The sequence below is a fragment of the Embleya sp. NPDC059237 genome (assembly GCF_042754105.1).
Taxonomy (GTDB): domain Bacteria; phylum Actinomycetota; class Actinomycetes; order Streptomycetales; family Streptomycetaceae; genus Embleya.
On record NZ_JBHZAE010000005.1, the window covers coordinates 205,184 to 225,981 of the forward strand.

20 protein-coding genes are annotated in these 20,798 nt (G+C 72.2%); 12 read left to right on the top strand and 8 right to left on the bottom strand.

Annotation, left to right across the window (positions count from 1 at the left end):
* Positions 1 to 2 precede the first annotated feature (2 nt).
* On the bottom strand, positions 3 to 398 hold the full coding sequence (locus ACFXKZ_RS18155) for a nuclear transport factor 2 family protein (RefSeq protein ID WP_380001523.1): 396 nt from the start codon (positions 396 to 398) through the stop codon (positions 3 to 5).
* Between the two features lie 116 nt (positions 399 to 514).
* Positions 515 to 1,561 carry a GlxA family transcriptional regulator gene (locus ACFXKZ_RS18160; RefSeq protein ID WP_380001525.1) on the bottom strand — a complete coding sequence of 349 codons (1,047 nt, stop codon included), beginning with the start codon at positions 1,559 to 1,561 and terminating at the stop codon, positions 515 to 517.
* 87 nt (positions 1,562 to 1,648) lie between these two features.
* Here ACFXKZ_RS18160 and ACFXKZ_RS18165 point away from each other — a divergent pair, with 87 nt between their 5' ends.
* The gene (locus ACFXKZ_RS18165; RefSeq protein ID WP_380001527.1) at positions 1,649 to 2,605 is read left to right on the top strand and encodes an NAD(P)-dependent oxidoreductase; all 957 of its coding nucleotides are present in this window, start codon (positions 1,649 to 1,651) and stop codon (positions 2,603 to 2,605) included.
* Positions 2,602 to 3,276 (top strand): hypothetical protein, encoded by a 675-nt coding sequence (locus ACFXKZ_RS18170; protein WP_380001529.1) that lies wholly within the window; start codon positions 2,602 to 2,604, stop codon positions 3,274 to 3,276. Before ACFXKZ_RS18165 ends, ACFXKZ_RS18170 begins: the two co-directional genes overlap by 4 nt.
* Before the next feature lie 115 nt (positions 3,277 to 3,391).
* Here ACFXKZ_RS18170 and ACFXKZ_RS18175 read toward each other — a convergent pair whose 3' ends face one another.
* Together ACFXKZ_RS18175 and ACFXKZ_RS18180 are read right to left on the bottom strand one after the other, a co-directional pair.
* Positions 3,392 to 4,066, bottom strand: a complete 675-nt coding sequence (locus ACFXKZ_RS18175; RefSeq protein ID WP_380001531.1) for a lysophospholipid acyltransferase family protein — start codon at positions 4,064 to 4,066, stop codon at positions 3,392 to 3,394.
* Positions 4,067 to 4,276: 210 nt separating this feature from the next.
* Positions 4,277 to 4,909, bottom strand: coding sequence for a TetR/AcrR family transcriptional regulator (locus ACFXKZ_RS18180; RefSeq protein WP_380001533.1), 633 nt, complete (start codon positions 4,907 to 4,909; stop codon positions 4,277 to 4,279).
* A gap of 253 nt (positions 4,910 to 5,162) precedes the next feature.
* Here ACFXKZ_RS18180 and ACFXKZ_RS18185 point away from each other — a divergent pair, with 253 nt between their 5' ends.
* The 7 genes from ACFXKZ_RS18185 (at position 5,163) to ACFXKZ_RS18215 (ending at position 13,435) form a co-directional block, all read left to right on the top strand.
* Entirely contained in the window at positions 5,163 to 6,704 is a 1,542-nt protein-coding gene (locus ACFXKZ_RS18185) for an APC family permease (protein ID WP_380001535.1), read from the top strand.
* Positions 6,701 to 8,371, top strand: coding sequence for an amidohydrolase (locus ACFXKZ_RS18190; protein ID WP_380001537.1), 1,671 nt, complete (start codon positions 6,701 to 6,703; stop codon positions 8,369 to 8,371). The genes ACFXKZ_RS18185 and ACFXKZ_RS18190 overlap by 4 nt, the downstream gene beginning before the upstream one ends.
* A complete protein-coding gene (locus tag ACFXKZ_RS18195; RefSeq protein WP_380001539.1) occupies positions 8,359 to 8,664 on the top strand; it encodes a dienelactone hydrolase family protein in 306 nt (101 codons plus the stop codon). The genes ACFXKZ_RS18190 and ACFXKZ_RS18195 overlap by 13 nt, the downstream gene beginning before the upstream one ends.
* A gap of 414 nt (positions 8,665 to 9,078) precedes the next feature.
* Entirely contained in the window at positions 9,079 to 9,840 is a 762-nt protein-coding gene (locus ACFXKZ_RS18200) for a group II truncated hemoglobin (protein WP_380001541.1), read from the top strand.
* 522 nt (positions 9,841 to 10,362) lie between these two features.
* The gene (locus tag ACFXKZ_RS18205; protein ID WP_380002063.1) at positions 10,363 to 11,757 is read left to right on the top strand and encodes an alpha/beta hydrolase; all 1,395 of its coding nucleotides are present in this window, start codon (positions 10,363 to 10,365) and stop codon (positions 11,755 to 11,757) included.
* Positions 11,758 to 11,933: 176 nt separating this feature from the next.
* A complete protein-coding gene (locus ACFXKZ_RS18210; RefSeq protein ID WP_380001543.1) occupies positions 11,934 to 12,761 on the top strand; it encodes an ATP-binding cassette domain-containing protein in 828 nt (275 codons plus the stop codon).
* Entirely contained in the window at positions 12,758 to 13,435 is a 678-nt protein-coding gene (locus tag ACFXKZ_RS18215) for an ABC transporter (protein ID WP_380001545.1), read from the top strand. Before ACFXKZ_RS18210 ends, ACFXKZ_RS18215 begins: the two co-directional genes overlap by 4 nt.
* A gap of 40 nt (positions 13,436 to 13,475) precedes the next feature.
* Here ACFXKZ_RS18215 and ACFXKZ_RS18220 read toward each other — a convergent pair whose 3' ends face one another.
* On the bottom strand, positions 13,476 to 14,135 hold the full coding sequence (locus ACFXKZ_RS18220; protein ID WP_380001547.1) for a pyridoxamine 5'-phosphate oxidase family protein: 660 nt from the start codon (positions 14,133 to 14,135) through the stop codon (positions 13,476 to 13,478).
* A 119-nt stretch (positions 14,136 to 14,254) separates the two neighbouring features.
* On the opposite strand from ACFXKZ_RS18220, the gene ACFXKZ_RS18225 reads away from it, so the two are divergent.
* From ACFXKZ_RS18225 to ACFXKZ_RS18235, 3 genes are all read left to right on the top strand, one after another.
* Positions 14,255 to 15,562, top strand: a complete 1,308-nt coding sequence (locus ACFXKZ_RS18225; protein WP_380001549.1) for an aminotransferase class I/II-fold pyridoxal phosphate-dependent enzyme — start codon at positions 14,255 to 14,257, stop codon at positions 15,560 to 15,562.
* A gap of 195 nt (positions 15,563 to 15,757) precedes the next feature.
* Complete coding sequence (locus ACFXKZ_RS18230; protein WP_380001551.1) at positions 15,758 to 17,050, top strand: sensor histidine kinase; 1,293 nt, start codon at positions 15,758 to 15,760, stop codon at positions 17,048 to 17,050.
* Positions 17,051 to 17,106: 56 nt separating this feature from the next.
* On the top strand, positions 17,107 to 17,751 hold the full coding sequence (locus tag ACFXKZ_RS18235) for a response regulator transcription factor (RefSeq protein ID WP_380001553.1): 645 nt from the start codon (positions 17,107 to 17,109) through the stop codon (positions 17,749 to 17,751).
* A gap of 100 nt (positions 17,752 to 17,851) precedes the next feature.
* Here the strand turns inward: ACFXKZ_RS18235 and ACFXKZ_RS18240 are convergent, their stop codons facing one another.
* The 3 genes from ACFXKZ_RS18240 to ACFXKZ_RS18250 form a co-directional block, all read right to left on the bottom strand.
* A complete protein-coding gene (locus ACFXKZ_RS18240) occupies positions 17,852 to 18,097 on the bottom strand; it encodes a hypothetical protein (RefSeq protein ID WP_380001555.1) in 246 nt (81 codons plus the stop codon).
* 263 nt (positions 18,098 to 18,360) lie between these two features.
* The gene (locus tag ACFXKZ_RS18245) at positions 18,361 to 19,956 is read right to left on the bottom strand and encodes a sensor histidine kinase (protein ID WP_380001557.1); all 1,596 of its coding nucleotides are present in this window, start codon (positions 19,954 to 19,956) and stop codon (positions 18,361 to 18,363) included.
* Complete coding sequence (locus tag ACFXKZ_RS18250; RefSeq protein ID WP_380001559.1) at positions 19,953 to 20,696, bottom strand: response regulator transcription factor; 744 nt, start codon at positions 20,694 to 20,696, stop codon at positions 19,953 to 19,955. Before ACFXKZ_RS18250 ends, ACFXKZ_RS18245 begins: the two co-directional genes overlap by 4 nt.
* Positions 20,697 to 20,798: the final 102 nt, after the last annotated feature.

The following is a 20,798-nucleotide window of genomic DNA, read 5'->3' on the forward strand; positions in this document are numbered from 1 at the left end:
GCTCAGGCCCAGAAGGCGTCCGCCGCTTCCAGGTCCGCCACACACTCGTCGAGGTCGGAGACCTTGTCGCCGACGATGCGGAAGACGATGCCGCCGGCCTGGTCGAGCGCCTTGTCCGCGCGCCGGGCGGTGGCCCGGTGTACGGCCATCACGTGGCCCCGGCCGTCCACGAAGAGGTGCTGCAACTCGACCCGAAAGGTGCCGTCGCTCGCGGTGGCGAGGCTTGCGTAGTAGCCGAGGACCGCGTCGATGCCCTTGAAGTCGCCGGACAGCGGGTGGTTGCCCGGGACGTGGTGTGTGCAGTCGGAGGTCAGCAGGGCGCGAAGCGTGTCCGTGTCGCCGGCGGAGAAGGCTTCGTATCCTCGGCGAACGAGTGCGGCGTGTGCGTGCTCGGCCATGATGTTTCGCCGCCTTTCATGACAAATCGGGACGAATGGCTGATGTCTCAAGCCTGTCACTCGGGCGGCCCGGGGTCCAGGTCCGGCACGGTCGCCGCCGTCGTCGCCGGCACGGGTCAAGGGCGGAAGGCGCGGCGGTAGTCGGCGGGGGAGGTGCCGAGGCGGGCGGCGAAGTGGTGGCGGAGGTTGGCGGTGGTGCCGAGGCCGCTGCGCTCGCCGATCTGTTCGATCGGCAGGTCCGTGGTTTCCAGGAGGGACTGGGCGCGGGCGAGGCGCTGGGTGAGCAGCCATTGCAGCGGGGTGGTGCCGGTGGCGGCCTGGAGTCGGCGGAAGAAGGTGCGCGGGCTCATCCGGGCCCGGCGGGCGAGGTCGTCGACGGTGAGCGGGCGGTCGAGGTGCCGGCCGGCCCAGTGCAGCACCGGGGCCAGGCCCTCGTCGTCGGTGGCCGGGACGGACAGGTCCACGAACTGGGCCTGGCCGCCCGGGCGGTGCGCCTGGACCACCAGGCGGCGGGCGAGCTGGTTGGCGATGTGCGCGCCCAGGTCGGTGCGCACGATGTGCAGGCACAGGTCGAGGCCGGCGGTCATGCCGGCGCTGGTCAGCACCGAGCCGTCGTCCACGTACAGGACGCTGTCGTCGACGGTGACCTTCGGGTGGCGCCGGGCCAGTTGCTCGGTATGCGCCCAGTGTGCGGTGGCTCGGCGGCCGTCCAGGACGCCGGCGGCGGCGAGGGCGAAGGCGCCGGTGCACAGCGAGACCATGCGCGCGCCGGCGTCGGCGGCGGCGCGCAGTGCGGTCAGGAACGGGGCGGGCAGGTCGACGTCGTGGTCGACGCACTCCTGCGGGACGGCCGCCACGATCACGGTGTCCGCGCCGGCCAGGGCGTCCCAGCCGTACGGCGTGCGGATGCCGAAGGAGAAGCCGGGCGCGTCGCTCGCCGCTGCCCCGGACCCGGGCTCGGGGCGTTCCGCGCAGACGCGGAAGTCGTACCAGGTGTCCGTGAGTTCCGGCTGCGGGGTGCCGAACACGGCGCAGGCGATCGCGAGTTCGTAGACGTCCCAGGTCGCGATGGCGGCGTCGTCGACCACCGCGACGGCCACGGATCCCGGGCCCGATCCCCGGTTCGCGGGGCGGGCGGGTGTCGGCGGTCGGTCGTCGTTCATGACGGGACAGCCTAGTCCGCCGATCGGCAGGAATTTTGCGATGAGAGGCATTCCTGCCACTGTCGGCGCGGTTTCGGCGCTGCGAGGGTGGTCCGGGTCGGGCGAACGACGGCCGACGAACGGCGACCGCTCGACGACGACCGCCGAACGACGAAGCACGAAGCACGAAGGACGAACATGAACCACGAAGCCGTGACGGTCATCGGGATGGGATCGATGGGCCGGGCGCTCACCGAGGCGTTCCGGGCGGCGGGCCACCCCACGACGGTATGGAACCGCTCCCCGGCGAAGGCCGCCGGGCCGGTCGCGCGGGGTGCGGTCCGGGCCGAGACGGTGGCCGACGCGATCGCGGCGAGCCCGCTGATCGTGGTCTGCGTGCTCGACTACGACGCGATGTACACGACCTTCGCCGCGGCCCAGGCCACGCTCGCGGGCCGGACCGTCGTCAACCTCGGCTCCGGCTCGCCCGAACAGGCCCGCGAGGCCGCGGTGTGGGCGGCCCGGCTCGGCGCGGCCTACGTCGACGGCGCGATCATGTCCACGCCGCCCGGGATCGGCCGGCCGGAGTCGATGCTGCTGTACAGCGGCGACGCCGCCGCGTTCGCCCGGCACGTCGGCACGCTCCGGGCTCTCGGCGATGCGCTCGACCTGGGGCCGGACGCGGGCGTGGCGAGCCTGTACGACACCGCCCTGCTCGGCGTGATGTGGGCGACCCTGACCGGCTGGCTGCACGGTTCGGCCGTGGTCGGCGCCGACGGGGTCAAGGCCGCCGACTTCACTCCGATTGCCAACCGTTGGCTGTCCCAGGCGGTGACCGGCTTCATCGGGCACTACGCCGCCCAGGTGGACGCCGGCGCCTACCCCGGCGACGACGCCACGCTGGACGTGCACCTGGCCACGATGGACCACCTGGTCCACGCGAGCCGGGACCGCGGCGTGGACACGGCGCTGCCGGAGCTGTATCGCGCCTACGCCGAGCGGGCGATCGCCGCCGGGCACGGCGCGGACGGGTACGCCCGCGTGATCGAAGGGCTGCGCGGGTGAGCGCCGGGACGACAGCGGTCGCGGCGCCTGCGACGCAGGGCGCGGGGCACGGGGCGCCCGCGACCGAGGCGCCCACGTGGTCCGACGCGGTCACCCGGGCCACCGCGACCTGCCTCGACGTACTGGCCCGAGCCGCGGCGACCACACCCACCGCCGACCCGTCCGCCTGGCACCGCCTCGCGGACGAGCAGCGCTCGGCCCGGCAACTGCTCGACCACCTCGCGCTCGGCCTGGTCGGCTATACCGGCCTGTTGATCGCCCGCCCGACCGATCGCTACATCACGCTGTTCGCGTCGCTCGACCCACAGGCGCCGATCGACGCGTGCCTGGACGGACTGCGGATCGCCGGCACCCTGCTCGCCACGACGGTGCGGCACGCCCCGCCCGAGGCGCGCGCGTGGCACCCATGGGGGCATGCGGATCGCACCGGCTTCGCCGCGATGGGCGTGGTCGAACTGCTGATGCACACGCACGACATCACCCGGGCGCTCGGCATCGCCTGGACGCCCCCGGACGGCCTCGCCGGCCCCGCGCTGACCCGGTTGTTCCCCGACGCACCGCCGGGGCCGGCGCCGGCGGCGACCCTGCTGTGGTGCACGGGTCGGGGTGAACTGCCGGGCAGACCACGGGTGTCGGCCGGCGCCTGGAACTGGGACGGCCGCGTGCGCTGAGCCGCACGCGGACCGCCGGCGAACCCGCCTGCGGACCCGTGCGCGGCCGGCGCACCGCTCCGCCCGCAACGCCCCGCGCCCACCCGATCCGGGAGGGCGCGGGGCGCCCGTCGGCTCAGACCTCGGCGGGCGTCTCGTTGTAGACGCCCGCGTAGTCCTGCCCCGACAACTTCTGGATCGCTTCCATGATCTCGTCGGTGATCTCGCGCCGGGCCCGGGCCACGTCGGTCCGCCCGTAGTGGCGCGAGAAGTCGAGCGGTTCGCCGAAGCGGGCGAGCGCGCGCGGGGACAGCTTGGGGATGTTCGAGCCGATCGGCTGGATTCGGTCGGTGCCGATGATCCCGACCGGGACGACCGGGCACCGCGCGGCCAGGGCCAGCCACGCGACGCCCGTCCGGCCCCGGTACAGCCGGCCGTCGCGCGAGCGGGTGCCCTCGGGGTAGATGCCGAACGCGTCGCCGCGCTCCAGTACCGAAAGGGCCGTCTCCAGCGCGGCCTTCGCCGCGCTGTGTGTACCGCGGGGCACGGGGACGGCGCCGATGCCGGTGAAGAAGGCCTTGCTGACCCGGCCCTTGAGCCCGGGGCCGTCGAAGTATTCGGCCTTGGCGAGGAACGACACCTTGCGTGGCATCACCACGGGGATCGCGACGCTGTCAACGAACGACAGGTGGTTGCTGGCGATGATGACCGGGCCGGTCATCGGAACATTCTCGCGGCCCTCGGTGCGCGGGCGGTAGATCGCCTTCGCGGTGGGAGCCACGACGCCATGCATGAACTTGTCGATCAGCACGGATCCCCCGTGGGAGTGGTGAGGTCTGAAAACACGCGCCACCTTATCGAGTCTGCGGCACCCCCACGACGCGTGTACCCACCTGTGCTGTTGACACAGGGTCGGCTGGTGGCCACGGTACGGGTGGTGGCACTTCCCGCCGCCGTTTTCGCCGAGCGGCCGAGGCGGCGAAGGGGGGCGGCGCACCCGGCCGGGCCGGTGCGGACCGATTCACACCCGACGGGCGAGCGATTCGAGCAGCAGGTCCAGGACGTCCTCGAACGGACTGCCCGACATCCCCGCCGCCAGGTGCGGACGTACCGCGCCGATGGCCGGGTAGTCGGCGGTGGGCAACATCCGGTACGTCTCCTCCCACGACCGGTCGTCGGCCTCGCGCACCTCGGGGGCGAGCGTGGCATAGGACGCCTCCAGAGCCGCGTGGGCCAGCACGGTGTCGATGAACACGTGGTAGTAGCGGGCCGCGTCGGCGGGGGAGAAGCCGGCCGAGAGCAACAGGGAGACGCCCAGTTCCACCGCCCGGAACTCGTTGTGCCGCCGGGTGACCCGCGCGGCGGCGATGGTGGCCACGCGCGGATGCCGCAGTTGGCCGTCCCGGACCCGCAGGCCCAGTTCGCGCAGTGACGCCACCCAGTCGGGGCCGGGCCGGTAGCCGGTCAACGTCTCGCCGATCAGGAAGTCGGCGATGCCCAGGAGCAGGTCGTCGGTGCTGCGGAAGTAACGGTAGACGGCGGTCGGGTCGCACCCCAGGGCGGCGCCGAGTCTGCGGACGGTCAGGGCCTCCGCGCCGTGGTGGCCGATCAGCCGTACGGCACACTCGATGATGACATCCTCGGACAAAACCACCCCGGACTTGGTCGGCCTGCGGCGCCGGCGCTCGCCTATGACGCGATTTGTCCGAGATGATTGCTCCGCACTGTTCGATTGTGTTTGCTTTGCCCTGTTCGATGTATTCGTCTCGACTGTCGGGTCCATTGCTCCTCCGGGGACGTGCCCGCCATGGGGATCCACCTTATGTCAACACCATTGACGTAATTCCGACGCAAGCTGTTTCATCGGCGTCCACCCCCCATCAGCTTTTGCCCTCCTTGGAGCGCCGATGTCAACGAACCTGCCCCGGGACGACGGCCCACCCGCGCTGCGCAAGTCGCTCGGCGTCCTCGACGGTGTCGCGGTCGCCGCGTCCAGCACGGCCGCCACCACCAGCATCGGCGTCGGCATGGGCAGCCTGGCCGCCACCGTCGGGTCGAGCACCCCGGTGATCATCCTGATCGCGTTCCTGCCCATGCTCGGTATCGCCGGCGCGTACGCCCGCCTCAACCGGGTCGAGCCCAACTGCGGCAGCGGCTATGTCTGGGTCGGCAAGTCGATCGGCCCGTGGTCCGGTTTCCTCACCGGCTGGGTCGCCCTGGCCGGGTCGGTCATCTTCCTCGCCTACACCAGCGCGATCACCGGCTCGGTGCTGCTCCAGTTCGCCAACAAGGCCGGGTGGCACGAGTTCGTCGGGCTGGCCCTGGACCCGAACTCGACCAAACTCAGCACGGTGCTGGGGCTGGTCGTACTCGTGGTGGTCACCGTGCTCGCGGTCACCGGCGTGCACCAGGCCACCCGGCTCCAGACCTTCCTGCTCGTTTTCGAGTACAGCGTGCTGCTGATCTTCTGCTGTTGGGCCATCGCGGTCGGCGAGCAGCCGTTCTCGTTCTCCTGGTTCAACCCGTTCGAGATCGACTCCGCGCCGCACTTCGCGCAGGGCCTGGTGCTCGCGGTCTTCTTCTTCTGGGGGTGGGACGCGGCCTTCAGCGTCACCGAGGAGACCAAGAACCCCGAGGACTCGGCCCGGGGCGGACTGATCGCGCTGTTCGTGATGCTCGGCATGTTCCTGCTCGGTGCGATCGCCTTCCAGCGGGTGATGACCGTGCCCGAGATGACCGAGAACGGGCCGCAGGGCCTGACCTTCCTCGGCGCCCACCTCGCCGCCGATCCGTGGGCAAGCCTGCCGCTGCTGGCGCTGATCTTCTCCGCGGTCGCCTCGCTCCAGTCCGGGGTCATCCCGACCGCGCGCGGCATGCTGGCGATGGGCCGGGACCAGACGCTCGGCAAGGTGTGGACCCGGATCCACCCGACGTTCGGTTCGCCCGCGATCGGCACGGTGCTGATCATGGCGATCGCCGCCGGCACCGCCGTCCTGGCGATCGGCATCCCCAAGCTCAACGACATGATCCTGGCGGCGGTCAACTCGATCGGCCTGATCGTCGCCTTCTACTACGGCCTCACCGCGATCGCGTGCGCCGTGCGCTTCGGGCCGACGCTGCGCACCGATCCGCGCGAGGGGGTGCGGGCGGTGGTCATTCCCGCGCTCAGCGGCCTCGCGCTGCTCGGGGTCGGGGCGTACCTCTCCTACGACTACCTGACCATGAGCGACAGTTTCGAACTCAGCCCCGACAACGGCTGGTTCATGTTCTCGGTACCGATGGCGGTGATCCTCGTCGGTCTGGGCTTCGCGGCCTACGCCAAGTACGTACGCAAATCGCCCTACTTCGAGACCGGTCGCGGCACCGACGGTGACGCGATCGAACTGCCGATGGACCGCTACAACGACGCCGCCGACTTCGACGCATTCAAGGCCAGGGGGCACGCATGAGCACCACCACGATCATCACTCGCCCGGCGTCGGCCTCGGTGGCCGCCGACCTGGTCTTCACCGGTGGGCCGGTGTACGTCGTCGACGGTGCCCGCGGACGGGCGAGTTCGGTCGCCGTACGGGATGGGCGCATCGTCGCGGTCGGGCACGACGAGGTGCGCGAACTGATCGGGACCCGCACCGAGGTGGTGGACCTCGCGGGCCGACTGCTGATCCCCGGGTTCCAGGATGCGCACGTGCACCCCGTGGGCGCCGGCATGGAGATGGGACAGTGCGACCTGTCCGAGTACGAGACGCTCGCCGACTACCGGCGGGTGATCCGGGAGTACGCCGAGGCCGACGCCGACGTCGAGTGGATCACCGGCGGCGGCTGGTCCATGGAGGCCTTCCCCGGCGGCCTGCCGCACCGGTCGATGCTCGACGACATCGTCCCCGACCGGCCGGTGTACCTGCCCAACCGCGACCACCACGGCGCCTGGGCGAACAGCCTCGCGCTGCGCCTCGCGGGCATCACCCGCGACACCGCCGACCCGGCCGACGGGCGGATCGAACGCGACGCGGACGGCGAGCCGACCGGCGTGCTCCAGGAGGGGGCTGCCAACCTGGTCGGCCGGCTGCTGCCGCCATCGACCGCCGAGGACCAGGTCGCCGGGCTGCTGCGGGCACAGGCGGTGCTGCACTCGCTCGGCGTCACCGCGTGGCAGGACGCGCTCCTGGGCGCGCACGCCAACATCACCGACGCCACTTCCGCGTACCTGACGGCGGTGGATCGTGGGCAACTCACCGCCCGGGTGGTCGGTTCGTTGTGGTGGGAACGCGATCGTGGGGCGGAGCAGATCGAGGACCTGCTCGCGCGCCGCGAGATGGGCACCCGGGGCCGGCTGTCCTGCCGGACGGTGAAGATCATGCAGGACGGGATCGCGGAGAACTTCACCGCCGCGATGCTCAGCCCGTATCTCACCTCGTGCGGCTGCGCCTCGGACAACAGCGGGATCAGCTTCATCGAACCGGAGGCGCTGCGCGGCTACGTGACGGCCCTGGACGCGCACGACTTCCAGGTGCACTTCCACGCGCTGGGCGACCGCGCGGTGCGGGAGGCGCTGGACGCGGTCGCGGCGATGCGGGCGGCGAACGGCTGGAAGGACACCCGGCCGCACCTCGCCCACCTCCAGGTGGTGCACCCGGACGACATCCCGCGCTTTCGCGCACTCGGGGCGAGCGCCAACATGCAGCCGTTGTGGGCCGCGCACGAGCCGCAGATGGACACGCTGACCATCCCGTTCCTGGGCCCGGAGCGGGCCGCGTGGCAGTACCCGTTCGGCGAACTGGCGCGCTGCGGCGCGACCTTGGCCGCGGGCAGCGACTGGCCGGTGTCCAGCCCCGATCCGCTGCACGGGATCCACGTGGCGGTGAACCGGCGCGTGCTCGGGTCGGACTCCCCGGTGTTCTTCCCGGAGCAGCGGTTGGATCTGCACGCGGCGCTGGCGGCGTACACGGCGGGCAGCGCGTACGTGAACCACCTGGACGACACCGGGAGCATCGTGGTGGGCAACCACGCGGACCTGGTGGTGTTGGATCGGGATCCGTTCGCGGGGGCGGCGGGGGAGATCGGGTCGACGCAGGTGGTGGAGACGTTCGTGGGCGGGGAGCGGGTGTGGTGGGGTTGAGCGCGGGCGGGCACATCGCGTACTACGCGGCGACGGAGGTGCCGTTGGCGGCGCTCGTGGCGTTCTACCCGGGATGGCTGACCACGGGCGAGATCGCGCTGTACACGGCCGAGGACCGCGCCCGGATCGCCCGCGAGTCGGCCCGGTCGGGCCCGCGGCACGAGGTGGTGCTGTACCCGGACACCCCGCACGGGTTCTTCTGCGACGAGCGCGACACGTACCGACCGGAGGCGGCGGCCGACGCGTGGTCGCGGACGGTGGCACTGCTGCGGGAGGCGTCGGTGCGCGAATGACCACCCTCGCGATCACACCGGTTGGATGGGGAGTTTCGGATAGTGCATCCTTTGCCGTGGCTGTGCCGATATCGACCGCGCCACGGCACCCGAAAGCCGGTGCCGCAAACCCGGTGCGGGAGCAACCGGCGCAGCGTCGAGTAAGTATGAAAAGATCGTCGCCGAACTCTGCGGGGCGCATCGTCCGATCCGCCGCACCCCGCAGTCGGCCCGCCAACCCGGGCCGGCCCGGGACCCGTCCGTCCCGATCCCGCCGCGTCGCGCCCGGCGGGATCGGGGGACGGGTTTCGGCGCTTCACGGGTGCCTACGCCCTTACGCGGTCGGCGAAATCGGGCCGCGTCGATGATCACCGCGCCGGTGATCCTGCCTATGGTTGACGCGATCGAACCAGCGCCTGGCATGGGGGACCGTTCATGATCGTCGAATACATCCGCTACACGATCGCCGAGGGGCAGGCCGGTGAATTCGAGGCCGCCTACGCCCGCGCGGCCGAGTCGCTGGCCGCCGCGCCGGAGTGTGTGGACTACGAGTTGAGCCGATGCGCGGAGGAGCCGTCCGCGTACATCCTGCGGATTCGCTGGACTTCGGCCGACGAGCACCTGAACGGCTTCCGCAAGGGTCCGCACTTCGCCGCCTTCTTCGCCGCGATCCGGCCGTACGTGGCCGCGATCGAGGAGATGCGGCACTACGCGGTGACCGAAGTGGTCGGCCGGGGCGGGTCGACGCCGACGCTGTACGAGTGGGCCGGCGGCGCGCCCGCGTTCGAGAAGTTGTTCACCACGTTCTACGAGCGGGTGGCCAAGGACGAGATCCTGGCCCCGGTGTTCGCCGACATGGACGCGCACCATGCGGAGCACGTCGCGGCGTGGCTGGCCGAGGTGTTCGGCGGCCCGGCGCGCTACAGCACCGAGTTGGGCGGGCACCGGCACATGGCCTCGAAGCACCTGGGCCGCGGGATCAGCGAGACGCAGCGGCGGCGCTGGGTGGCCCTGCTCCTGGAGACGGCCGACGACGTGGAACTGCCCGCCGACCCGGAGTTCCGGGGCGTGCTGGCCTACTACCTGGAGTGGGGCACCCGGATGGCGATCATCTACTCCGGCCCCAACCCGCCGCCGCTGCCCGAAACACCCATGCCGCGCTGGGACTGGGGCCAGACGCCGCCGTATCGGGGCTGAGCACACGCCCGGCCGGCGCACGGCCGACGGGATCGCGGGTCGGGCCCGACGAGGGCCCGACCCGAACCCGAACGGGAGCCGACCCGACTCCGCCGCTACGCGCGTCGGATACGGTCCGCAGGCGGCTGACTGCCCATCAGATTGCTGATATAAGCGGCCAAACGGACGTATCACGGTTCAAACCCAAAATTTGGGTAACGGTAACCACTCCCCTTGGCAAGGATTTCCGTTCCGTACCGACCGTCCCCTCGTCGCATCGGTCCTTCGCACGGCAGCATCTGCGGCGTCGATGTCACTCGTGACAGCTCCGTCACATGGAGGAACACCCACGTGAAGAGACACACTCTCGTCGCGTTCGCAGCCGCCACGACGCTGGTGGGCGGGCTCCTGACCCTCGCCCCGCCGGCTTTGGCGGACGACTCCCCGGCACCCTCGGCCGAGTCCGCGTCCACCCCCATCGCCTGGAAGAACTGCGGCAGCTCGAATTATCCGAAGCTGGAATGCGGTTCGTTGCAGGTCCCGATGGACCACAGCCGTCCCGACGGGCAGAAGATCACGATCGCGGTGTCGCGGATTCCGCACACCGCCGCCAAGTCGCTCGGCCCGCTCCTGGTCAACCCCGGCGGCCCCGGCGCGCCCGGCCGCGGTCTGGCCGGCTACGTCGCGAAGAACCTGCGCCCCGAGGTGGCCGCGCAGTTCGACGTGATCGGTTTCGACCCCCGCGGCGCCGGCGCGAGCGAGCCGCACCTGGACTGCGTCCCGGGCTTCAACAACCCGGTGCGTCCGAACACCGTCCCCGACGACTTCGGCGACGAATTCGCCAACATCAAGCGGGTGTACACCTTCGCCAAGGCGTGCGGTGACAAGTACGGCGACTTCCTGAAGTACATGAACACGCCGGCCCAGGCCGCGGACATGGACTCGATCCGCGCCGCGCTGGGAGCCAAGCAGATCAGCTACTTCGGCTACTCGTACGGCACCTACCTCGGTTCGGTCTACGCCAAGCTGTTCCCGAGCCGGGTCAAGCGCCTGGTGCTGGACAGCATCGTCGACCCGAGCAGGGACAGTGTCTGGTACGGCGGCCAGCTCACCCAGGACGTGGCGTTCGACGCCAACATGAAGGCGTTCTTCGCCTGGGTCGCCAAGTACGACGCGAACTACCGCCTGGGCACCGACCCGGCCCAGGTCGAGAAGTCCTGGTACACGATGCGCGCGGCGCTGGCCAAGGCGCCGGCGGAGGGTGTCGTCGGCGCCTCCGAACTCGAGGACGCGTTCGCGCAGGGCGGCTACAACGACGCCTACTGGGCCGAGTTGGCCGAGGGCTTCTCGGGCTACGCGGTCGACCACGTCACCGGTCCGCTGCGTACCGCCTACGAGGACCTGGCGGCGGCCAGTCCCGGCAACGACAACATCAACAGCGGCTACCTGGCCACCCAGTGCCGGGACGCGGCGTGGCCGAAGGACTGGGCCACCTGGCACCGGGACGCGGTCAAGACCTACGCCAAGGCGCCGTTCCTGACCTGGAACAACGTCTGGTTCAACGCGGCGTGCGCGTTCTGGCCCACCAGCAGCCTCAAGCCGGTGAACGTCGCCAACGACAAGCTGCCCAAGACGCTGCTGTTCCAGGCGACCAACGACGCCGCGACCCCGTACGAGGGGGGCGTCACCATGCACCGCCTGCTGCGCGACTCGGCCCTCGTGGTCGAGCAGGGCGGGCGCAACCACGGCATCTCGCTCAGCGGCAGCACCTGCCTGGACGACTACCTGAACGAGTACCTGATCACCGGCAAGACCCCGAAGGGCAACGGCCACGGAGCGGCCGACGCGGTCTGCCAGAAGCAGCCCGACCCGGTCCCCAACGCGGCCGGGGCCAAGCTGAAGGCGGACGCCCCGAAGGTCTCCAAGACCGCCCTGTAGGGCACCGCGCACCGGAGTTCGGCAAGGACGGGCCCGTCGCCTCGGCGACGGGCCCGTCCGCGCGTTCCGCCCTGCCGGTCAAGGCAGTTGGCGCCGTTGCCGGGCCGGCCGCGGGATGTGCCGGACCCCGTGCTGCCGTAAGGTCTGCTGCCGAGGTTCGGCGAAGGGGGACGACGGTGCACCTGACGGGTGTCGGCAAGCGGTACGGCCTGCGCGGCCCGTGGGTGTTGCGCGCGGTGGACCTGCATCTGCCGCGCGGCGCGCTGATCCGGGTCGAGGGCGGCAACGGCGGCGGCAAGTCCACCCTCCTGCGGGTGCTGGCCGGCGTGTGCGAGCCGACCACCGGCAGCGTCACCGAACGCGGCTCGGCCGCCTACGTGCCCGAGCGTTTCCCGCCCGAACTGCCGCTCACCGCCCGGCGATACCTGACCCACCTGGGCCGACTGCACGGCCTCACCGGCCGGGAGAGCCGGCGCCGCGCGGACGAGTGGGCCGAACGCCTCGGCTTCGCCGACAAGATACGCGCGCCGCTGCGCGGGTTGTCCAAGGGCACCTGCCAAAAGGTGGCGGTGGCCCAGGCGTTCCTGGCCGAACCGGATCTGCTGGTCCTGGACGAGGCATGGACCGGGCTCGACCAGCCCTCGCGCGACGTCCTGGACGGCTGTGTGGTCGAGCGCATCGAGGCGGGCGCCACCGTGGTCTTCGTCGACCACGACCCCCGGCGGCTCGCCGACCAGGTGTACGAGACCTATCGGGTCGAGGCGGGCGCGGTCGTCGCGGCGATACCCGAGGCCCAGGCGATCCGGGTGCTGATCGACATCGACACCGGGCCGAGCCCCGAACTGGACCGACTCCCGGGCGATCCCGTCCGCGAGCAGAGCAGGCCCGGCGTGGTGCGCCTGCACAGCAGCACCGCGCACTCCGACGCGCTGCTGCGGCATCTGCTCACCGCCGTGCCCGGGATCAGCGTCCGGGCGGTCCATCGGGAAGGAGACGGCGCGTGATCTCCGCCGTGGTGCGCTATCAGGCGGCGCTGCTGCTGCTCTCGTATCGGTGGGTGCCGCCGGTCCTGCTCTACGCCGCGGTGATGGGCATCGGGGTGGCGGGCGGCGATCCGCTGCTGTCCTCGTTCGCGTGGGCGGCGGCCGCGATCATGCCGACCGCGGTGTGGTTGACGCGCGTGGCCGTCACGGTCGAGCCCGCGGCGGCCCGGCACACCGCCTCGGCGGCGGTCGGACCCGGGCGCGCGCACCTGGCCGGGCTGCTCGTCGCGTTGACCCTGACCTGCCTGCTCGCCGCGATCTGCACCGGCGCGCTCGCCGCCGGCACGGACCACATCGCCAACCACGCCACGCACGGCGTCGGTCGCGGCGAGGCGCTCGCCGCCGGCGCGATGGCCCAGTTCGTCACCATCCTGGCCGGCGTCGCGATCGGCGCGCTGACGAACCGTCCGGTGTTGCGCCGAGCCGCGTACGCCGTCCCGATCGCGGCGTTGCTCACCCTCGCCGCCCTGGTCACCCCCGGCAGCCCGGCGGCCCGAGTGCTGAAGGTGCTCACCGACGCCGCCACGAACGACGAAATCACCCTCCCCACCACCCAACTGGCCGTCACCGCAGGCGTATTCGTCGTCGCCATCGCCCTGACCTGCCGCATGGCCGCCCGGGTGGAACACGACTGACGGGGCGTCATCGGCGGCGTCCCCCCCGCACCGTCACCGCTCAGGAGGCTCCCAGCCAGGTGGCCAGGTAGGGCGGGAGGGCCTGGTCGGCGCGGTCGGGGCGGATGGGGCCCCGGGTGGTGGTGAGGGGGACCACGCCCGCGTAGTAGGGGAGGTCGAGGTCGTCGGGGTCCTCGGCCAGGCCGTGGTCGCGGACCTTCGCGGCCACCTGGTCCAGGTCCAGGCGCAACACCGTGGTCTGCGCGTTCTCCTTCGGGCTCGGCGCGCGCACGTCGTCGGCACGGCCGGGCACCAGGTGGTCGATGATCACCCGGTAGGCGTGCAGTTGTTCGTCGGGGTCGGTGACGTGCACGAGCGGGCCGTGCGCGATCACGCAGCGGTAGTCCACCGAGTGGTGCATCGCCGAGCGGGAGAGCACCACCGAGTCGACGTGGGTGACCGAGATCGCCACCGGCACCCCCTCGGCGCCGCTCGCCCGGGCGGCGAGGGCGAGTTGCCCGCCGCTGGAGGTGTGCAGGTACAGGCGCTCCCCGTCGCGTCCGAACGCGAGCGGGATCAGCTGGGGTCGGCCGCCGACGGTGAACGAGACGTGCGCCATGAAGCCGGCGTCCAGGATCGCGTGCACCACGTCGACGTCGTAGCGCATGCGGTCGCGGTGACGCTTCGGGGCGGTGGCGGCGGTGACGGGGTACTCGGCCATCACGAAGATCCTTTGTACTAGTTCAAAACGCTCTTTGGAGTAGTACAATAAAGCCGGACCTGGGGAGGCTGTCAACGGCATAACCTCCTCCCGGAATGTGTCCAGGACGCAGGAGAAGCATGGCCACCACCGGTCGCACCGCCGCCGACATCGCCGCATCCGTCGAGCGCGACCTGCACGCGCGCGAGATCGCCCCCGGCGACGCGCTGCCGCCCGTGCGCACGCTCGCGGCCGAACTCGGCGTGAACGCCAACACCGTCGCCGCCGCCTACCGCACCCTGCGCGAACGCGGCATCGTGGAGACCCACGGCCGGGCCGGCACCCGCATCCGGGCTCGCCCGGCCACCACCCAGCGCAACACCCTGGGCCCGAGCGTGCCGCCCGGCGCGCGCGACCTGGCGAGCGGCGAGCCCGACCCCGCGCTGCTGCCCTCGCCGGTCTTCCCCGAGCCGAGCCACTGGCGACCCCTGTACGTGCACGGCGCGCTGTACCGGCCGTTCGAGGACGCCGCCCGCACCGTGCTCGACGCGGCGGGCGTACCCACCGACCACTTGGCCGCCACCTCCGGCGCGCTCGACGGCATCGAGCGCTCGCTCACCGCCCACCTGCGCCCCGGCGACCTGGTCGCGGTCGAGGACCCGGGCTGGAGCAACCTGCTCGACCTGCTCGGCGCGCTCAACCTCACCCCCCGCCCGATCCCCGTCGACGACCAGGGACCCGACCCGGCCGCGACCGAGGACGCGCTGCGCGCCGGCGCCCGCGCGTTCGTGGTCACCGCCCGCGCGCACAACCCCACCGGCGCCTCGGTGTCCGCCGAACGCGCCGCCGCGCTGCGCTCGATCCTGGCCGCACACCCGCGGGTCGTGCTCTTGGAGGACGACCACGGCAACGACATCTCCGGCCGCGACCTGCACACCCTCGCCGGCATCACCACGCACTGGGCACACATCCGCTCGGCCTCCAAGGCGTACGGGCCCGACCTGCGCTGCGCCATGCTGGCCGGCGACGCGATCACCATCGACCGGATCATCGGCCGGCAGCGGCTCGGCCCCGGCTGGATCAGCCACGCGCTCCAGCACGCGGTCGCCCACGCGTGGACCTCCGCCGAGGTCGCCGCACACATCCGCGTGGCCCGGGAGGCGTACCGGGTGCGCCGGACCGGGCTGATCGAGGCACTGCGCGAGCGGGGTGTGCGGGCGGTGGGCGACACCGGGATCAACGTGTGGATCGAGGTCCGGGACGAGACCGCCGCGGTCGCCGGCCTGCTCGCCCGGGGATGGGTCGTGGCCCCCGGCGCGCGCTACCGGATCACCTCGCCGCCCGGCCTGCGGATCACCGTGGCCACGCTCACCGCCGAGGAGACCGGCCCGCTGGCCGACGCGGTCGCCGAGGCGGTACACACGGGGGCGGCCCGCCCGGGGCGGTGAACGGGGACCCGGCGCGGCGAGGTCCCCGGGGATGCGGCGGCCGGTCGCCGCGGGACTACGCGGCACAATGTCCGTGATGGGAGGTGGGGCAAACCGAACCGTGACGTCGGGGGCTGTCACCCTCGCATCCGCGTCCCCGTGCCGGAGAGCATGGGCACACTCCACCGTCACGTCCGCAGCACTCCGAGGATGCCGATGCCCACCTTCCTGAAGGCCCCGTTCACCCGACGAACATGGGCCGAGTTCGGCTACGCCATCCTCACCTTCCCGCTCGCGGTGTTCGGATTCGGCGTCGCCTTCGTGCTCGCCGCGTTCGGGATCGCCCTGACCGTCACCCTGATCGGCCTGCCCCTCCTCGCCCTGCTCGTGATGGGCGCCCGCGCGTGGGGCGGCGTGCATCGCGGCCTTGCCCGGGCCATGCTCGGGGTCCAGGTACCGCCGCTGAGCCCCTTCCGGCGCCGGCCCGGACCGCTCGGGCTGCTCGGATCCGCGCTCGGCAACGCCGAGGGCTGGCGGGCGGTCGCGTACACCGTGCTCAAGCTCCCACTGGGCCTGCTCATCGTGATGGTCACCGGCATGTTCTGGGGCAACGGCCTGGTCCTGCTGGTCTACCCGGTGCTCATGGCCGCCTTCGACCCGCACGTCACCGACTCCGACGGCGTCGTGCACCACTCGGGAATCCAGATCAACGACCTGTACTTCGACACCCTGCCGCTGCAACTGGTCGTGTCCGTGGTGGGCGTGCTGATCCTGCTGCTCGCGCCGTGGGCGGTCCGAGGCGTCGTACTGCTCGACCGCCTGCTCATCCCCGCCCTGCTCGGGCCCAGCAAGTCCGCCCAGCGCATGGCCGACCTGGAGGAGACCCGCGCGATCGCCGTCGACGACTCGGCCGCCACGCTGCGCCGGATCGAGCGCGACCTGCACGACGGCGCACAGGCCCGACTCGTGGCGCTCGCGATGAACCTGAGCCTGGCCAGGGAGAAACTCGACGCCGAGGACACCGAGCGCCCGATGGACGTGGACCGCGCCCGCATCCTCGTGGACAGCGCGCTCGGCAACGCCCGGGAAGCGATCGTGGAACTGCGCGACCTCGCCCGGGGGATCCACCCGCCGGTGCTCGACCAGGGCCTGGACGCCGCGCTGGCCACCCTTGCGGCGTGCAGCGCGGTGCCGGTCGAGGTGCGCACCGACATCCCGGTCCGGCCGCCCGCCACGATCGAGACCATCGCGTACTTCTGCGCCGCCGAGCTGCTCACCAACGTCGCGCACCACTCTGGCGCGACCGCCGCGATCGTCGACGTGAGTGTGCGCGAGGGCCTGCTGCGGTTGTCGGTCACCGACAACGGGCGCGGCGGCGCGCACGGGGGCAAGGGCAGCGGCCTCACCGGACTGGTCGAGCGGGCCCGCACGGTGGACGGCGTACTGCGCATCGACAGCCCGACCGGCGGGCCGACCCAGGTGACGGTGGACCTGCCGATCCGTGGCTGAGCCGGTCGCCGGGCCGCCGGTCGGGGGGCCGGCCCGGGCATGGGACGATCGAGCCCATGCGCATCGTCATCGCCGAGGACGCCGCCATCCTGCGGGACGGCCTCGTCCAACTGCTTCTCGACCGCGACCACGAGGTGGCCGCGGCCGTCCCCGACGCCGACGCGCTGCGGGCGGCGGTGGCCGAGCACAAACCCGATGTGTGCGTGGTCGACATCCGGATGCCGCCCACGCACACCGACGAGGGGCTGCGGGCCGCGATCGACATCCGGCGCGAGCATCCCGGCATCGGCGTGCTGGTCTTCTCGCAGTACATCGAGACCCGCTACGCCGCCCAACTGCTCGGCGGCAACGCGGCGGGGGTGGGTTACCTGCTCAAGGAACGGGTGGTGGACACCCGGGACTTCACCGACGCGCTGGAGCGGGTCGCGGCCGGTGGCACCGCGCTGGACCCCGAGGTGGTCACCCAGTTGTTCGGCGCGGGCCTGCGCAGCGGCGGGCTGAACACGCTGACCCCGCGCGAGCACGAGGTCCTGGGCCTGATGGCCGAGGGACGTACCAACGCGGCGATCGCGAAGAAGATGGTGGTGACCGAGCGGGCGGTGGAGAAGCACGTCGGCAACATCTTCACCAAACTGGATCTGCCGCCCTCGGACACCGATCACCGACGGGTGATGGCGGTGTTGCGCTACCTGCAGCTGTGACCGTCGCCGCACGGGTTGGGGCAGGGCCGGTGTGGGACGCGCGGATCTCCCCCTCCGGGATCCGCGCGTCCCACACCGGCCCACGGGACCGTCCGTAGGTTCAGGGCGTCGGCATCTCCGCCGCCGCGGGTGCGGGGCGAACGACGTACCGTGGGCCGGACACGAGCGAGGCGAACGTGGACGGCGGGGCGGATCGGGGGGCGGCCGCGGGCCCCGTGGTCCCCAACTCGAGCGTGCCCGGACCACCTTGGGTCGCGTCGCCGCACGCGGTCAGTCCGATGACGGTCGAGATCACCGCCGCGAGCATGCACGCCGCCGTCCCGGGCAGCGCCAGGCCGCGACTCACCCGGCCGGACTCACCGCTCGTTCGGCACACCGCGCGAGACCGCCCCGAGGTCGGTCTCGCGCGGGTGCCACGAGGGCTGCGCGGTCGTCCGGTGGCCGCCGCCACCGGGCGTTGCCGCATACGCGGGGGGCGAGGTGCACAACGCCCCCGAGGTTGTCGAGGCGGCGAGGAACGTTCCTCGCCTGCGGTGGGGTTCAGGCATCCGCGGCCTCCCCGAAACGCCGGGCCCGCCCCACCCCGGGCGGGCACGGCGTAGCAGGAGGCTAGGGGCGTTCCTTGTGGGTTTTCTGTGAATGGGCCGTCGGAGAGCGGGAATTCACGGCGGATCCCGTTCCGGATCGAGCTGCGGATCGGGATTTCGGCACGGTGGGGGCGGTGGGCGCGGCGGGGAGTGGGGGCGCGGGTTCGGGTTTCTCCCGGTCCGCCGTTCGGCTTTCGTCCCGCACGCGGCCCAGGACGCCGAGCCAGGCGCGTTCGCGGGCGGCGGTCGGGTCGGCGCGCAGGGGGAGGACCACTTCGATCCGGGTGCCGCGGCCGCTCGGCGGGACGCCCACCGTGACCCGCCCGCCGTGCAGCGCCACCTGCTGAGCGACCAGGGTCAGACCCAGCCCGGCGCCGCCGCTGCCGGGGCCGCGGTGGAAACGCTCGAACACCACGTCGCGCAACTCCGGTGCGATCCCGGGCCCGTCGTCGTCCACGCACAGCACGCCGCAGTCCAGCCCGGGAAGCACCTTCACCAGGACCCGACTCGCGCCGTGCACGAGTGCGTTGCCCACCAGGTTGTCCACCAACAGCCGCAATCCCGCGGCGAGTCCGTACACCACCACCTCGTGCGGCGCCTCCACCCGTATCTCGACCGGGAGTTCGACGCCGGGCCGGTGGGCGGGCGCGCTCCGGGCCGACGCGTGCGCCACCTCGCCCAGTTCCACCTCCTCGAACGCCGTCGCGTCCACCAGGTCGCCCTGGGCGAGGGCGCGCAGCGCCGCCAGGACGGACAACACCCGCTCGTGGCCCACCCACAGGTCGGCGAGCACGTCCGCACGCTCGGTCGCGGCCAGGTTCGGATAGGTGGTCAGCACCTCCAGGTCGGTGCGCATTCCGGTCAGCGGGCCGCGCAGTTCGTGGTCGACGGTCGCCGCGAACGAGCGCGCGGTCTCCAGGGCTTCGCGGGTGCGCGCAGTCTGCTCGGCGTATCGGCCGAGCACGTCGTCGAGGGTGCGGCCGAGTTCGTCCACCTCGACCACGCCCGACGGCACGTGTACCGCCTCGTGCGTGCCGTCGTCCGGATCCAGCCGGGCCGCACGCCGGCGCAGCGCGCGCAGCGACCGGGTGGCCGCGGTCCCGGCGGCCAGCCCGGCGAGTGCGGACAGCGGTACGGCGAACGCGGTCACCACGTACACCCGCCGACGCAACAGCGCGGCCTGCGCCTCGGGTTCGCCCGAAGGCAGGAACACGTACATCGGCCCCGTCGGCAGCGGCCGGGTGACCATCCGCCACGAGAGCCGACCGGCGTGTACGGTCACCGGGTTCGGCGCACGGGCGGGCAGCGTCGTGGTCTGCGGTGGTTGCGGACCGACCATCAGCGGCCCGTCCGGGGTATCCACCCGCACGCCGACGTCGAGCGCCATGCTGAGCACGCGGTACTGGCGGGTACGGAGGGCCTGTTGGCGCACGTCCAGATCGGCCCGCAACAGTGCGCGGGCGGGTGGCGTCAACCGCTCGGCGCGCTGCTGGAGTTGCTGGTCCTGACGTGCCAACAGATCGGCCCGGACCCAGTGCACCACGAGGGTGCCGGCGCCCAGCACGAGCAGGGGCACCAGGACGGCGACCGACAGCGCGACGCGGGTGGAGAGCTTCATCCGGGACCGCCGCCGGCCCGAAGTACGAAGCCCACGCCGCGAACGGTGTGCAGCACGCGCGGCCGACCGTCCGCCTCCAGCTTGCGGCGCAGATAGCTGACGAAGGTGTCGACCACGTCGGTGCGTACGTCGAAGTCGTAACCCCAGACCCGGTCCAGGAGTTGATCGCGGGTCAGCACCAGGCCGGGGTTGCGGGTGAAGACCTCCAGGAGGGCGAACTCGCGACGGGTCAGGTCGAGCCGGACGCCGGCGCAGGAGGCGATGTGCGCGGACACGTCCACCGTGACCGGGCCGACCCGCAGCGGCACGTCCCCCACCGGCCCGGGCGGTCTGCGCCGCAGCAACGCCCGTAACCGCAGGTCGAGTTCGCGCAGATCGAAGGGTTTCACCAGGTAGTCGTCCGCGCCGCTCTCCAGGCCCGCGATGCGATCGGCGGTCTCGTCGCGGGCGGACAACATCAGGACGGGGGTCGCGGCGCCTCGGGCGCGCAGTTCGGCGCACACCTCGATGCCGCTGATCCCCGGCATGGCCACGTCCAGGACCACGACCTGCGGCGCGGCGGTGGGCACGGCCGGCTCGATCAGGTCCAGCGCGCGGGTGCCGTCGGCGGCGAGGGTGACGTGATAGCCGGCCAGGCGCAGGCCGCGTTCCAGGGCCCGGCGGATGGAGGGGTCGTCGTCGACGACCAGAACGTGGGGTGGGGTGGGGGTCGGGGTGGGGGTTGCGGGAGCCTCGGTCACCGGATCGCGGCCTCCGTTTCGGGAGTCCGCGATTCGCGGGGCTCCGGGTACGGATGGGGGGACGAATTCGGGTGCGGGTGGGGGTGGTTGCCCGGGATCGGT